This window comes from Flavobacterium sp. UBA6135 (assembly GCF_002428305.1).
GTDB lineage: Bacteria > Bacteroidota > Bacteroidia > Flavobacteriales > Flavobacteriaceae > Flavobacterium.
The window spans coordinates 14,688-29,412 of record NZ_DIVJ01000027.1 but is presented as its reverse complement, the minus strand read 5'-3'; the positions used below and the strand labels follow the sequence as shown (position 1 = coordinate 29,412).

Annotated in this window: 12 protein-coding genes; 6 read left to right on the top strand and 6 right to left on the bottom strand. The window is 36.0% G+C overall.

Features of this window, described 5'->3' with window-relative positions:
• Positions 1-9 precede the first annotated feature (9 nt).
• From B3L86_RS07140 to B3L86_RS07115, 6 genes are all read left to right on the top strand, one after another.
• Entirely contained in the window at positions 10-975 is a 966-nt protein-coding gene (locus tag B3L86_RS07140) for an MlaD family protein (RefSeq protein ID WP_291116914.1), read from the top strand.
• 6 nt (positions 976-981) lie between these two features.
• Entirely contained in the window at positions 982-2,313 is a 1,332-nt protein-coding gene (locus B3L86_RS07135) for a (Fe-S)-binding protein (protein WP_291116912.1), read from the top strand.
• Between the two features lie 79 nt (positions 2,314-2,392).
• Positions 2,393-2,839 carry an LNS2 domain-containing protein gene (locus B3L86_RS07130; RefSeq protein WP_291116910.1) on the top strand — a complete coding sequence of 149 codons (447 nt, stop codon included), beginning with the start codon at positions 2,393-2,395 and terminating at the stop codon, positions 2,837-2,839.
• Between the two features lie 101 nt (positions 2,840-2,940).
• The gene (locus B3L86_RS07125; RefSeq protein WP_291116907.1) at positions 2,941-3,732 is read left to right on the top strand and encodes a (Fe-S)-binding protein; all 792 of its coding nucleotides are present in this window, start codon (positions 2,941-2,943) and stop codon (positions 3,730-3,732) included.
• 18 nt (positions 3,733-3,750) lie between these two features.
• Complete coding sequence (locus B3L86_RS07120; protein ID WP_291116905.1) at positions 3,751-4,233, top strand: ABC transporter ATPase; 483 nt, start codon at positions 3,751-3,753, stop codon at positions 4,231-4,233.
• A 9-nt stretch (positions 4,234-4,242) separates the two neighbouring features.
• Positions 4,243-7,245 carry a glycoside hydrolase family 3 N-terminal domain-containing protein gene (locus tag B3L86_RS07115; protein WP_291116902.1) on the top strand — a complete coding sequence of 1,001 codons (3,003 nt, stop codon included), beginning with the start codon at positions 4,243-4,245 and terminating at the stop codon, positions 7,243-7,245.
• 1 nt (position 7,246) lies between these two features.
• On the opposite strand, the gene B3L86_RS07110 is transcribed toward B3L86_RS07115, so the two are convergent.
• The 6 genes from B3L86_RS07110 to B3L86_RS07090 form a co-directional block, all read right to left on the bottom strand.
• Positions 7,247-8,602, bottom strand: coding sequence for a M28 family metallopeptidase (locus tag B3L86_RS07110; protein ID WP_291116899.1), 1,356 nt, complete (start codon positions 8,600-8,602; stop codon positions 7,247-7,249).
• Between the two features lie 172 nt (positions 8,603-8,774).
• Positions 8,775-10,565 (bottom strand): acyl-CoA dehydrogenase family protein, encoded by a 1,791-nt coding sequence (locus tag B3L86_RS07105; RefSeq protein WP_291116896.1) that lies wholly within the window; start codon positions 10,563-10,565, stop codon positions 8,775-8,777.
• 43 nt (positions 10,566-10,608) lie between these two features.
• Positions 10,609-10,719, bottom strand: coding sequence for a hypothetical protein (locus B3L86_RS13650; protein WP_349679484.1), 111 nt, complete (start codon positions 10,717-10,719; stop codon positions 10,609-10,611).
• Entirely contained in the window at positions 10,703-10,921 is a 219-nt protein-coding gene (locus B3L86_RS13645; protein ID WP_349679483.1) for a four helix bundle protein, read from the bottom strand. The genes B3L86_RS13650 and B3L86_RS13645 overlap by 17 nt, the downstream gene beginning before the upstream one ends.
• Positions 10,922-10,995: 74 nt before the next feature.
• Entirely contained in the window at positions 10,996-12,177 is a 1,182-nt protein-coding gene (locus B3L86_RS07095) for an acetyl-CoA C-acyltransferase (RefSeq protein WP_291116893.1), read from the bottom strand.
• Between the two features lie 82 nt (positions 12,178-12,259).
• Positions 12,260-14,650, bottom strand: a complete 2,391-nt coding sequence (locus tag B3L86_RS07090) for a 3-hydroxyacyl-CoA dehydrogenase/enoyl-CoA hydratase family protein (protein WP_291116890.1) — start codon at positions 14,648-14,650, stop codon at positions 12,260-12,262.
• Positions 14,651-14,725: the final 75 nt, after the last annotated feature.

Sequence of the window (14,725 nt, the reverse complement as noted above, 5' to 3'; positions counted from 1 at the left end):
ATTTATATTTTGAAAATAACGAGAGAAATTAAAACCGCAATTTTGGTTATTTGCTCCATATTATTATTTATATGGGGCTATAGTTTTTTAAAGGGTACCGATATTTTAACCAATTACAACACTTTTTATGTGGAATACAACGATGTTGAAGGCCTTGCCTCATCAGCTCCTATAACTATTAATGGATTGATTATCGGAAAAGTAAAAAGTATTAATTTTTCAGATAAGAACAATTGGAAACCAATTGTTGAACTTCAAATTAACAAAGATTTTGAAATTTCTAAATCAAGCATAGCTCGATTGTATGAACCCGGATTGATAGGGGGAAAGCAAATTCAAATTATTCCTAGCACAACTGACAAGACTCTTGCAAAATCTGGTGATGTTTTAATTGGAGATGTAAAACCGGGTCTAACCGATTTAGTAACAGAACGATTAACGCCCCTTCAAGAAAAAATTGAACGCATGATGGTGAGTGCCGATTCATTGTTGATTGGTTTGAATGAAGTTTTGGATGATAAAACGAAAGAAAATCTCAGAAACAGTGTTGTAAAATTAAATGAAGTTTTAACCGGATTCAGCGAAACTTCCAGTTCAATAAATTCAATGTTGGCTGAAAATAAAGCTAAAATAAACGCTACTACAACAAATTTAGAAAAGACAACGGCTAATTTTTCAAAAATATCGGATTCTTTGGCCAAAGCCAATATTGGTGAAACTGTTAAGAAATTGGAAACAACGCTTGCAAACGTTGATAAAATAATGAATGATGTGCAGTCAGGTAAAGGAACAATGGGTAAAATGTTTAAAGACGAAACCCTTTATACTAATTTTGCTAAGTCATCAAAAGAATTGGAATTGTTACTACAAGACTTGCGATTAAATCCAATTAGGTATGTCAATGTTTCTCTTTTTGGAAAGAAAAATAAACCTTATGTTGCTCCGGTAAACGATACAATTTCTATTAAAAAATAATGCTTTATGAGCTATTTAGATAATTTACTTTTTGCTTTAATTCTGATTCTTGGTTTCGGATTTTTTGTTTCCAATGTTAAAAAGTTAATCAGAAACATAAAATTAGGTAGAGATATAAACCGGAATGATAATCCGTCTGAACGATGGAAAAATATGGCAATGATTGCTTTGGGGCAATCAAAAATGGTTAAAAGACCAATTGCAGGATTTTTACATATTATTGTGTATGTTGGATTTGTAATCATCAATTTAGAATTATTAGAAATTATAATTGACGGACTTTTCGGGACGCATCGTGTTTTTGCTTTTATGGGAGGATTTTATGATGTTTTAATTGCATCGTTTGAAATTCTAGCATTATTAGTGATTGTGGCTGTAATTGCATTTTGGATTCGAAGAAATACAATTAAATTAAAACGCTTTATAAGTTCCGACTTAAAAGGTTGGCCCAAATCAGATGCCAATTACATTTTATACTTTGAAATCGTTTTGATGACGCTTTTCTTAGTAATGAATGCGGCCGATTTTCATTTACAGAATTTAAATGGTGGCACTGCAGGTTATCCAATTGCAGGAAGTTTTCCAGTATCACAATATGTTGCTGTATTTTTTCAGGAAATGGCAACCGGAAGTGTTATACTAATTGAGCGAACCGCATGGTGGCTTCATATTATTGGTATTTTAATCTTTTTAAATTATTTATATTTCTCTAAGCATTTACACATTTTATTGGCTTTCCCAAACACCTATTTTGCAGATTTAAATGCAAAAGGAAAGTTTGATAATTTAGAAAGTGTAACCAACGAAGTAAAGTTAATGATGGATCCTTCAGCAGATCCTTTTGCAGCTCCGGCAAATCCGGATGCAGTTCCGGCAAAATTCGGAGCAAGTGATGTTACTGATTTAAATTGGGTGCAATTGCTAAATGCTTATACTTGTACCGAATGCGGACGTTGTTCTTCTTCATGTCCGGCTACCCAAACCGGAAAAAAATTATCTCCCCGAAAAATCATGATGGATACCAGAGACAGGCTGGAAGAAGTAGGAAAAAATATTGATGCTAACAAAGGTATATTTGTGGATGATGGTAAAGCGTTACTAAATAATTACATCACTCCTGAAGAATTATGGGCTTGCACTTCTTGTAACGCCTGTGTTGAAGAATGTCCGGTAAGCATTAGTCCGTTATCAATCATCATGGACATGCGTCGTTATTTGGTTATGGAACAAAGTGCTGCACCAATGTCATTAAATGCCATGATGACCAACATTGAAAACAACGGAGCTCCATGGCAATATAACCAAATGGACCGTTTAAACTGGAAAGACGAAAATTAATATATAGGTACAATTCCCATAAAAGTGAGGCTTGGGGTTGTGTCAAATGAATGTGAAATTTTAAACAAAAAACTAAAAAATGAAATCGGAAGACATTGAAAAAAACTTACAAGCAATTACCGAAAACGGACAACATTTAAGTCCGATTTTACCTCCCGGAATTAAAAATTATTTAATTGACATTGACGGAACAATCTGTGATGACATTCCAAACGAAGAACCGGAGCGAATGTTGACAGCCGAAGTATATCCTGATGCTTTAGCAACCTTGAACAGATGGTATGATGAAGGTCATATTATTTTCTTTTTTACCTCAAGAACAGAAGCTCATAGAGAATATACAGAAATTTGGCTAAAAAAATATGGCTTTAAATATCACGGAATGGTAATGGGAAAACCTAGAGGAGGAAACTACCATTGGATTGACAATCACTTAGTAAAAGCAACGCGATACAGAGGTAGGTTTACAGATTTAGTAGATAAAGAAGTGACAATTCAAGTTTTTGATGACGAACACCATGAATAATAAGCGAATTTTCGATTGTTAGATTTTAGGGGTAATAGACATTTCGAGCAATCTAAAATTCCTAAATTCTAAAAATCTAAAAATCCAACAATCATAAAAATATGGCTGAAAATTTAATAGTGCCAACCATGGCAGAAATGATGGCTCAAGGCAAACAACCTGAAGTTTTATTTTGGGTGGGATGTTCCGGTAGCTTTGATGATCGTGCAAAAAAAATCACGAAGGCATTCGTTAGAATTTTAAACAGGGCAAATATCTCTTTTGCTGTTTTAGGAACAGAAGAAAGTTGCACGGGTGATCCGGCTAAACGTGCCGGAAACGAGTTTTTATTTCAGATGCAAGCCATGATGAATATTGAAGTCATGAATGCTTATGAAGTAAAGAAAATTGTTACCGCTTGTCCGCATTGTTTCAATACTATTAAAAATGAATATCCTGAATTGGGAGGAAAATATGAAGTAGTTCATCACACTCAATTTTTAAAATCGTTATTAGACGATGGCCGATTAGCTATTGAAGGCGGTCAATTCAAAGGTAAAAGAATAACTTTTCACGATCCTTGTTATTTGGGGAGAGCCAATAACGTTTATGAAGCTCCGAGGGATTTAATTCAAAAATTGGATGCAGAATTAGTAGAGATGAAACGTTCAAGAGCAAATGGATTATGTTGTGGAGCCGGAGGAGCACAAATGTTTAAAGATGCCGAACCCGGAAACAAAGAAGTAAATATTGAACGAACAGAAGACGCCCTTGAAACCAAGCCTGATATTATTGCAGCCGGATGTCCGTTTTGTAACACCATGATGACTGACGGAGTGAAAAATAAAGAAAAAGAAGGCCAAATAAAAGTGCTCGATATTGCAGAACTTATTGCCAATGCTGGTGATTTATAATTCATAAAATTAAAAAAAATGTTTGTTCCCTTTGATACCTTACCAGATGAATCCAAAATCTGGATTTACCAATGCAATAGAAAATTCTCAGATGAAGAAGTGAATCAAATTGAAAATGATTTGATGACATTTGTTGAAGACTGGTCAGCTCATGGAACCGGATTGGAAGCTTCTTTTGTTGTAAAATACAATCGATTTATTATTTTAGCAGTGAATCAAGAAGTCCAAATGGCAACCGGTTGCTCAATTGATAAATCTGTTGAATTTATTCAATCCCTTGAAAAAAAATATATGGTTGACTTGTTAGACAAAATGAATGTGACTTACAAACAAGGTGAACATATTACACACAAGACACTTACGGATTTTAAAAGAATGGCAAAAGAAAAAGCGGTTTCAGAAAATACTATAGTGTTTAATAATCTCGTTAATACGGTTGGTGAATGGCACGAATATTGGGAAGTTCCTGCTATAGAAAGTTGGCACAGTCGCTTTTTCTAAATCAATCTTATGAAATATCGTATTCTAATTTTTCTTCTAGCCATGATTTATGTGCTACTAGGTGTTGAAGATTTTGACACCAAGAAAACTATGGCTCTAAATGAGATTGTATTACAAAATTCATTTTCAGAAGCCATACCAATAGAAGAAGAAGAAGAAGAAGAAAAAGTTACCTATTTTGAAACCACAGACGCTCAAAAAAAATGGGTAGATAGTGTTTATAAAAGCATGTCAATTGAAGAAAAAATTGCACAATTGTTCATGGTTGCAGCTTATTCAAATAAAGATTCTGCCCATGTTAAATCCATTGATAAATTAATTGAAGAACATAAAATTGGTGGCTTAATTTTTTTTCAAGGCGGACCACATCGTCAAGCAAAGCTCACTAACAGGTTTCAAGCAAAATCTAAACTTCCTTTATTTATTGGTATAGATGCCGAGTGGGGCTTGAGTATGCGATTGGATTCCACCTATCGTTACCCTTGGAATATGACCTTAGGTGCTATTCAAGACATGAAGCTAATTGAAAAATTAGGAGCTCAAATGGGAGAACAAAGCAAAAGAATGGGAATTCATTTCAATTTTGCACCGGTATTAGATATCAACACAAATCCTAAAAACCCGATTATTGGCAATCGTTCTTTTGGAGAAAATAAAGAAAATGTAACCGACCGTGCGTTAGCCTTAATGAAAGGATTGCAAAGTCAAGGTGTTTTTGCCACAGGAAAGCATTTTCCCGGTCATGGAGACACTGATAAAGATTCTCATTATACCTTACCAACCATCAGTTTTGATAAAGAACGAATTGAAAATGTAGAATTGTATCCCTATCGTAAGCTGATTAATAAAGGATTGGCAAGTGTAATGGTGGCTCATTTGAATGTGCCCAGTTTAGAAAAACGTTCCAATTTTCCTTCCTCCATTTCTTATAATATTGTAACTAACATTTTACAAAAAGATTTAGGCTTTGATGGTCTAATATTTACGGATGCGTTAAACATGAAAGGGGTAAGTTCTTTCAAACAGCCTGGAGATATTGATTTGGAAGCATTTTTAGCCGGAAATGACATTTTATTGTTTCCGGAAAATGTACCGGTAGCAATTACTAAAATTAAAGAAGCCCTTCAAACCGGAACGTTGACTGAAAAACGATTGGAATTTTCTGTTCGAAAGATTTTGGAGTATAAATTTAAAGCTCGTCTGCATAGCTACAAACCCATTTCATTATTGAATTTACACAGCGAAATAAATAAACCGGAATATGATGCGTTACAATATGATTTGTATCAGGAAGCGGTGACTGTTATAAAAAACAAAGACGAAATTTTACCTTTAAAGAATTTAGACAAACAAAAAATTGCCTACGTAAAACTAGGTGACGACATCCATTCTCCTTTTGTAGAAACCTTAAGTCAGTATGCTGAAATTACGGAAGTAACCGATTCTAATTTAGTAGGTATTACAGAAAAGCTCAAGGAATTTTCAACTGTTATTGTTGGTTTTCACAAAGCTGATGGTGCATGGAAAAACCACGACTTCAAAGAAAAAGAATTAGTATGGTTGTATGAAATTGCCCGTACAAATAAAGTGATCTTAGATGTTTTTGCGAAACCTTATTCTCTATTACAGTTAACAACCACAGAAAATATTGAAGCTATTGTTGTTTCTTATCAAAACAATCCGATTGCTCATTCGGTTTCGGGGCAACTCATTTTTGGAAGCATTGACAGTAAAGGGAAATTGCCTGTTTCTATCAATGAAGATTTTGCCGTCAACCACGGAATACAATTGAAAAAAAATAATCTTCTTGGGTTTGGTGTTCCTGAAAATGTAGGTATGAATTCTTTAATTCTCTCCCGTATTGATTTAATTGCACAAGATGCTATTGATAAAAGAATGGCTCCCGGCATGCAAGTGCTTGTTGCCAGAAAAGGAAAAGTAATTTATCAAAAGGCTTTTGGTCATCACAATTATGACAAAAGAACGGAAGTAAAGAACTCAGACATTTATGATGTAGCTTCGCTAACTAAAATAATGGCAACGCTTCCGGCAGTAATGCAATTGTATGATAGAGGTTTACTAGACATGAACACAAAGTTAGGTGAGATGCTACCGGTTTTTAAAGGAACAGATAAAGAGAAAATAAATTTTAAAGACTTTTTATCACACTATGCACGTTTGCAACCTTGGATTCCTTTTTATAAAACCACATTAGATGCAAATAAAAAACCTCTAGATAAATATTACAGAAAATCATATAGTAATAATTTTTCATTGCAAGTAGCCGAAAATTTATATATGCGTAACGATTATCGTGATACCATCATGAAAATTATTGCTGACAGTAAGTTGTTGCCAAAAAGAGAATACAAATACAGCGATTTTACATTTATCATTTTAAGAGATTACATCGAAAAAACCACCGGAAAAACCTTAGATGTATTAGTTCAGGAAAACTTTTATCAATCCATTGGTGCTAATTATACGATGTATAATCCGCTTCGAAAATTTGATATGAGCGTTATTCCGCCAACTGAAGATGATACCTATTTTAGAAACCAACGCATTCAAGGTTATGTTCACGATATGGGAGCTGCTATGAATGGTGGTGTTGATGGACATGCGGGTATTTTTTCCAATGCTATGGATATGGCCAAAATGATGCAATTGTATTTGCAAAAAGGAACTTACGGTGGTAAAACGTATTTTTCTAAAAAGACATTTGAGGATTTTAATACTTGTTATTTCTGTTCTGAAGGGAATAGAAGAGGTTTAGGGTTTGACAAACCACAATTAGGAACAGCAGGTCCCACCTGTGGTTGTGCCTCCATGACCAGTTTTGGTCACACCGGTTTCACCGGAACAATGGCATGGGCCGATCCGGAGCAAGAAATTGTTTATATCTTTTTGTCGAACAGAACTTTCCCTGACTCTAATGCTCCAAATAATTTATCAAAAAATAATGTGAGAGAGCGAATTCAACAGGTTATTTATGATGCGATTGAGAAATAATTTAATTTCTCCTAAAAGTAGTTCGAATAATATCACTTGGAAAAACCACCACACTTTCATGTCCGTTTTTATGAACGGCAGCAACTCCAAAATAGAAGTTATCAATTACGATACCTTTTAATTCAAAGTTATCTACATTACCCACAAATCGACTGAATTCCCATTGTGGCGAAGTGGTATATCGCCAATAGATTTTATAACCAATAATAGAAGCATCTTCTGTTTTGGTCCAACGCAATTTGGTATTGGGTTCCACTATACCACCAATCAACACATTTGTTGGAGCAGGAGGAGCCCAAGCTAGTGAAGCCAAATTAATTGCGTTTACAGCTGTTAGCTTTTTAGCATAATCAAAATTTACGCCTTCAATGACATCGCCATATTTAATGCCGTTTTCAGTTCGAAGGTTTTGGTGTTGCCGGTTATAATTTTCATGAGCTTCCATAATTCGTAATGCCGGATATCCTAAATCATTAAAGGGTCTGTGGTGACCGCCTCTTCCAAATCGGTCCAAACGATACACCAACATTGGATTCATTTCCGGCATGTACGTTTGTGTTTGTTTGTGAACATAACGAGCCAATTGTCTTGAAATTCCATCCACTTCACCACCGTAAAAGCGACGCATGTTTCGTTCCCGTTCTGTTTCTGTAGGTGGTGTAGGTTCCGAAAAAATTCGAAATGTTCGATTGTCAATAACACCATCAACTCCTTCAATATTTCCTATCATGTCGTTATTGAATACTCCAATAATTTCCCAGTTGTTTTTCTTCGCATATTCCGCAAAACCTTTACCACCGAATAATCCTTGTTCTTCACCAGCTAAACCCAGATAAATGATGCTGTTTTCAAACTGGTATTTCGACAAAACTCTTGCAGCTTCTATAGTTCCCGCCATTCCTGATGCATTGTCATTGGCTCCCGGGGCATCTCCCAAAAAATCCATAGTATCTGAATTACGCGAGTCAATATCACCAGTCATAATTATGTATCGGTTTGGGTATTTTGTTCCCTTTTGAATGGCTGTAACATTCACAATCCAAGTATCTTTTGGGATTCGTTCACCGTCGTTAGTAGTAACATAATCTTTTTGATAAAAGACATTCAAACAGTTTTTGCAATCTTTGGAAATTTTTTCAAATTCCGATTTAATCCAACGTCGAGCTGCTCCGATTCCTCTAGTGGATGAGACGGTATCGCTAAAGGTATTTCGTGTGCCGAAGTTGGCTAATGTGTTTATGTCTTTTTCAATTCTTTCAGCGGATACCGCATTTATTATATCATAAATACGTGAATCCGTTTGAGCAAGAAACGAAAAGCTAATCAAAACAAATAGGAGGGAGAGTGCTGTTTTCATTTTTGTGAATTTTTGGAAAACACTAAGGTACTACACAAAAAAGGATTACCATCCTTTTTCTATTTATTTTACTTATAGAATGGTTTGATTTTGTTATTAAGAAAGAATTATATACAAAAAACCACGCAAATTTTGCGTGGCCTTTCAAATAATCAAACTAAACTAAAAATTATTAAAAGCAGTAACTGTTTTCGGCTACTAATTTCGTGGTAATTGTTTCTCTTAAACCAACAATGTTAGGCATATTGGTGTATTTTGTAAAGCGACGTAATCCCATTAACATCATGCGTTGTTCGTCACCTTCGGCAAATGAAATGATGCTTTCTTTTCCTTTTTGTGCCACTACATCAACGGCTTTATATAAATATAATTTTGCCATCGCAATTTGTTCTTTGGCTTTATCTTCGCCTACTTTTTTGGCTAATTTTTCAGTACGCAAAACAGTACTTTCTGCAATGTATATTTCAATCAACATATCGGCTGCAGCCATCAACAATTGTTGGTGTGCATCCAAATCCATTCCGTATTTTTGAACAGCAGCTCCTGCAACCATTAAGAAGGCTTTTTTCAATTTGCCAACCATTTCTTTTTCTTCCGAAAATAATTCTGAATAATCCGGAGTTTCAAACGATGGAATTCCCATTAATTCTTCTTGTACTTTCATCGCAGGACCTAAAAGATCAACGTGGCCTTTCATTGCTTTTTTAATAAGCATTCCAACTGAAAGCATACGGTTAATTTCGTTGGTACCTTCATAAATTCTAGCTATTCGGGCATCTCTCCAAGCACTTTCCATTGGCGTATCTTCGGAGAATCCCATTCCGCCATAAATTTGAATTCCTTCATCAGCACAATTTTGAACATCTTCGGAAACCGCTACTTTTAATATCGAACATTCGATAGCAAATTCTTCAACACCTTTTAATTCAGCTTCTTGGTGCGTTGCACCTTCTGCTTCACGCAATTTAATTCTGTTTTCAATGTCTTTTGCAGCACGATAGGTAGCACTTTCTCCCGCATAAGCAGAAGTTGCCATTTCGGCTAATTTATAACGAATGGCTCCAAATTGAGCGATTGGAGTGTTGAACTGAATTCTTTCATTTGCATAATTGATAGCGTTGGAAGTCACACGACGTTGAGCGTCCAAACAAGCCGCTGCCAATTTGATTCGCCCCACATTTAAGGCATTCATCGCAATTTTGAAACCTTCGCCACGTCCTGCTAACATATTTTCAACCGGCACTTTTGTATCAGAAAAGAAAACTTGACGAGTAGAAGAGGCACGAATTCCTAATTTATGCTCTTCTTCGTTCATTGTGATTCCGTTGGATGGATCATTTTCTACAATAAATCCGGTAATGTTTTTGTCATCTTCAATACGAGCAAAAACAATGAATACTGAACAAAATCCGGCATTAGAAATCCACATTTTTTGTCCGGTAATATTGTAATGCGTTCCGTCTACTGACAAAACGGCTTTTGTTTTTCCTGAATTAGCATCAGATCCTGCACCCGGTTCAGTTAAACAATAGGCTCCAAACCATTCACCTGATGCTAATTTTGGAACGTATTTTTTCTTTTGTTCTTCTGTTCCATATAACGTAATTGGCATTGTACCAATTCCGGTGTGAGCACCAAAAGCAGTTGAAAACGAACCGGTTGCTCCTGAAATGTAGTCGCATACTAAACACGTATCAACAAATCCCATTCCCATTCCGCCGTAAGCTTCGGGAACGGCAACGCTTAAAAAGCCCATTTCTCCGGCTTTTCGCATTACTTCTTCGGTAAATGCATAATCTTTTTTTTCAAATCGGTCTTTGTTTGGCCAAATTTCTTTGTCTACAAATTCTTTTACCGAATCACGCATCATAATTTGCTCTTCTGAGAAATCTTCGGGTGTGAATACGTTTTCACATTTGGTTTCTTTTACTAGGAATTGTCCTCCTCTTGTTATGTCGTTCATATTTATTTTTTTAGAGAAAAGAAGAAAGAAGCAAGAAGAAAGATTAAGAGTCTAACTTACTGATAAAACCAGTGGTCATTTTTTGGAACTCAATAATCTTATTTTCTATTTCAATCGTTTTTTCATTAGTTATATATTTATTTTGATTTGCTATTAATAATTGTGTTTGTAATTCGAAAGAAGAGCCCAGACTGATATTTAAAAAAATGTTTGAAATGTATGTTTCCTCTATTTGAACCTTCGGCAATATTTGAAGGCATTGAAACTGCAGCTCTATTCATTTGACTTACCAAACCATAAATTTCAGATTTTGGAAATTCTAAAGAAATTTTGTGAATATCTGCAGCTATTTCCATTGCTATTATCCAAATTTTTAGATTTTTAAAGTTATGCTTCATAAGTCTTTTCTCTTGTTTCTTGCTTCTTTCTTCTAAAGCAATTCAAAAATCCCCGCACTTCCTTGACCAGTGCCCACACACATACTCACAATTCCGTATTTACTTCCTCTTAATCGCATCTCATCAAATAACTGAACCGATAATTTTGCTCCTGTGCAACCTAGTGGATGACCTAATGCAATAGCACCTCCGTTGACATTCACGATGTCAGGATTTAAACCTAATTCACGAACTACAGCTAAGGATTGTGATGCAAAAGCTTCGTTTAGTTCAATTAAATCAATATCATTTAATGTCAAACCGGCTTGTTTTAAGGCTTTCGGAATTGCTTTTACCGGACCGATTCCCATAATTCTTGGTTCAACTCCTGCAGAAGCGAAATTGACTAATCTTGCAATTGGCTTTATTCCTAATTCGTTGACTAATTCTTCGCTCATGATTAATACGAAAGCGGCACCATCACTCATTTGCGATGAGTTTCCGGCCGTTACAGAACCATCTGCAGCAAATACCGGTTTTAGTTTTGATAAAGCGGCTGTGTTCGTATCTGCTCTAGGGCCTTCGTCCTTTTTTACGACATAGGATTTAGTTTCTTTTTTACCGTTTTCATTTAAAAATGTTTGCTCAACAGTAATCGGAACGATTTGTTTGTCAAATTTTCCTTCTGCTTGTGCTTTTAAAGCTTTTTGGTGGGAATGAAAAGCAAATTCGTCTTGGTCTTCGCGAGACACGTTAAATTGTTTTGCAACGGCTTCAGCAGTTAAACCCATTCCCCAATAATAATCTTCGTTACCTGATGCAGCAACGTCATAATCGGGAGTTGGTTTGTAGCCACCCATTGGTATAAAACTCATACTTTCGGCTCCTCCTGCGATGATACAATCGGCCATTCCGGATTGAATTTTGGCAGTTGCCATTCCAATCGTTTCTAAGCCGGAAGCACAATAACGATTCACCGTTACACCCGGAACGTCTGTTACTTTTAATCCCATCAAAGAAATTAAGCGACCTACGTTTAGCCCTTGTTCGGCTTCGGGCATAGCATTTCCAACCATCACATCATCGATGCGTTTTTTGTCGAAATCTGGAAATTGAGCCATCATATATTCGATGGTTTCTGCGGCTAATTCGTCAGGACGTTTGAAACGAAAAACTCCTTTTGGTGCTTTACCAACGGAGGTACGAAATCCTGATACTATATATGCTGTTTTCATGTTTTTATATTTTTTTGAACACTGATTTATAAAATTTTAAAAATTTCTATAATTTTTTAAATCTATGTTGTATCATTTATGATTAGTTACGTAATGGTTTTCCTTTGGTTAACATGAATTGGATTCTTTCCAATGTTTTGCGTTCAGTACATAACGATAAAAATGCTTCACGTTCAATATCCAATAGATACTGTTCACTCACCAATGTAGGTTCCGATAAATCACCACCCGCCATTACATACGCTAGTTTGTTGGCAATTTTTCTATCGTGCTCCGAAATGTATTTACCGGCTTGCATTTGGTCGGTTCCTACTAAGAACATTCCTAACGCTTGTTTTCCTAACACTTTAATGTCTTTGCGTTGAATTGGTTGTGTGTAACCTTGTTCTGCCATTTGTAAAGCAATTTGTTTGGCCATCGCAATTTGTCTGTCGCGATTCACCACCACAATATCTTTTCCTTTTTGAAGAATACCTAAATCAAAGGCTTCATAAGCAGAAGTGGCTACTTTTGCCATTCCGATGGTTAGGAAATATTCTTGCAAAACATTCAATTCCACATCATTTTTATGGAATAAATCAGAGGCACGAACGGTCATTTCTTTCGATCCACCGCCACCTGGAATTACACCAACACCAAATTCTACTAAACCAATGTAGGTTTCTGCGGCAGCCACCACTCGGTCAGCGTGCATACTCATTTCGCAACCACCGCCAAGCGTCATACCATGTGGTGCAACGACAACCGGAATAGACGAGTAGCGGCAACGCATCATCGTGTCTTGGAACATTTTGATAGCCATGTTTAGTTCGTCATATTCTTGTTCAACAGCCATCATGAAAATCATTCCGATGTTGGCTCCTACAGAAAAATTAGTTCCTTGGTTTCCAATAACTAATCCGCTGTATTCTTTTTCGGCTAAATCGATAGCTTTGTTGATGCCTTGTAAAACACCGCCACCAATCGTATTCATTTTCGAATGGAATTCTAAATTCAAAATTCCATCACCCAAGTGATGAATCGTGGCATCAGCATTACCCCAAACTTTTTGGTTTTCTCTAATATTGTCTAAGATGATAAATGCATCTTGACCCGGAATTTTTTCTTGTGATTTTGTAGGAATGTTATAAAAATAAGCGGCTCCATTTTTTACGGTATAGAAAGAAGCGTTTTCAGATTTCACCATTTCAGTGACCCAAGCGGCCGGTTCATAACCTTCTGCACGCATCATTTCAATTCCTTTGGCTACACCAATGCTATCCCAAATTTCAAACGGACCATTTTCCCAACCGAAACCGGCTTTCATGGCATCATCAATTTTGTATAATTCGTCGGAGATTTCAGGAATTCTATTGGAACAATAGGCAAACATGGCGGCAAAATTCTTTCTGTAAAAATCACCGGCTTTGTCTTTTCCTTTCACCAAAACACGGAAACGATCAATCGGTTTGTCGATTGTTTTGGTTAATTCTAAGGTAGCAAATGATGCTTTTTTTGCGGCTCTATATTCTAAAGTATCTAAATCTAAGGATAAAATTTCTTTTACTTCTTTTTTGTAAAATCCTTGACCGGTTTTGCTTCCCAGCCATTTATTTTCCATCATTTTATCAATGAAAGACGGTAATTTGAATAAATCGTGGGCTTCGTCATTCGGACAGTTTTGGTGAATTCCGTTTGCCACGTGAACTAATGTATCCAATCCTACCACATCAACCGTTCGGAAAGTAGCCGATTTTGGTCGACCAATTACAGGGCCGGTTAACTTATCAACTTCTTCAACAGTTAACCCCATTTCTTTCACTTGGTGAAACAAACTCATGATACCGAAAATTCCAATTCGATTACCAATGAATGCTGGTGTATCTTTGGCTACGACCGAAGTTTTTCCTAAAAATTTAGAACCGTAATTGGTTAGAAAATCTAAAACAGTTTGACTCGTTTTTGGACCCGAAATGATTTCAAATAATTTCAAATAACGAGCCGGGTTAAAGAAATGCGTTCCACAGAAATGCTGTTGGAAATCTTCTGTTCTTCCTTCGCTCATGAATTGAATCGGAATTCCTGAGGTGTTGGAAGTAACCAACGTTCCCGGTTTTCTGAATTTATCCACTTGTTCGAAAACGAGTTTTTTAATGTCTAAACGTTCCACCACCACTTCAATAATCCAATCTACATTTGCAATTTTCGGCATATCATCGGTAGTATTTCCGGTGGTAATTCGGTTCGCAAATTTTTGACTGTAAATAGGCGAGGGGTTCGATTTTAGAGCATTTGTTAAACTTTCATTTACGATGCGGTTGCGAACTACTTTACTTTCTAAAGTGAGACCTTTTTTTTCTTCTGCTTCTGTTAACGCATTTGGAATGATGTCTAACAAAAGTACTTCCACACCAATGTTGGCAAAATGACACGCAATACCGGAGCCCATGATTCCGGACCCGATGACTGCCACTTTTTTGATTGTTCTTTTCATTTTTTATTTCTTATTGCGGGCTGATAGTTCCGCTGGTTTTAGTTGGTTTTATTTTTTGGAACACAGATTTGAAAA

What these genes read in the sequence shown, in the direction of transcription:
- B3L86_RS13645 (WP_349679483.1), bottom strand. Translation starts at nt 10,921, where the DNA reads ATGGAAATAGCTGCAGATATTCACAAAATTTCTTTAGAATTTCCAAAA.
- B3L86_RS07115 (WP_291116902.1), top strand. Translation starts at nt 4,243, where the DNA reads ATGAAATATCGTATTCTAATTTTTCTTCTAGCCATGATTTATGTGCTA.
- B3L86_RS07095 (WP_291116893.1), bottom strand. Translation starts at nt 12,177, where the DNA reads ATGAAAACAGCATATATAGTATCAGGATTTCGTACCTCCGTTGGTAAA.
- B3L86_RS07105 (WP_291116896.1), bottom strand. Translation starts at nt 10,565, where the DNA reads ATGAACGACATAACAAGAGGAGGACAATTCCTAGTAAAAGAAACCAAA.
- B3L86_RS07125 (WP_291116907.1), top strand. Translation starts at nt 2,941, where the DNA reads ATGGCTGAAAATTTAATAGTGCCAACCATGGCAGAAATGATGGCTCAA.
- B3L86_RS07090 (WP_291116890.1), bottom strand. Translation starts at nt 14,650, where the DNA reads ATGAAAAGAACAATCAAAAAAGTGGCAGTCATCGGGTCCGGAATCATG.
- B3L86_RS07135 (WP_291116912.1), top strand. Translation starts at nt 982, where the DNA reads ATGAGCTATTTAGATAATTTACTTTTTGCTTTAATTCTGATTCTTGGT.
- B3L86_RS07130 (WP_291116910.1), top strand. Translation starts at nt 2,393, where the DNA reads ATGAAATCGGAAGACATTGAAAAAAACTTACAAGCAATTACCGAAAAC.
- B3L86_RS07110 (WP_291116899.1), bottom strand. Translation starts at nt 8,602, where the DNA reads ATGAAAACAGCACTCTCCCTCCTATTTGTTTTGATTAGCTTTTCGTTT.
- B3L86_RS07120 (WP_291116905.1), top strand. Translation starts at nt 3,751, where the DNA reads ATGTTTGTTCCCTTTGATACCTTACCAGATGAATCCAAAATCTGGATT.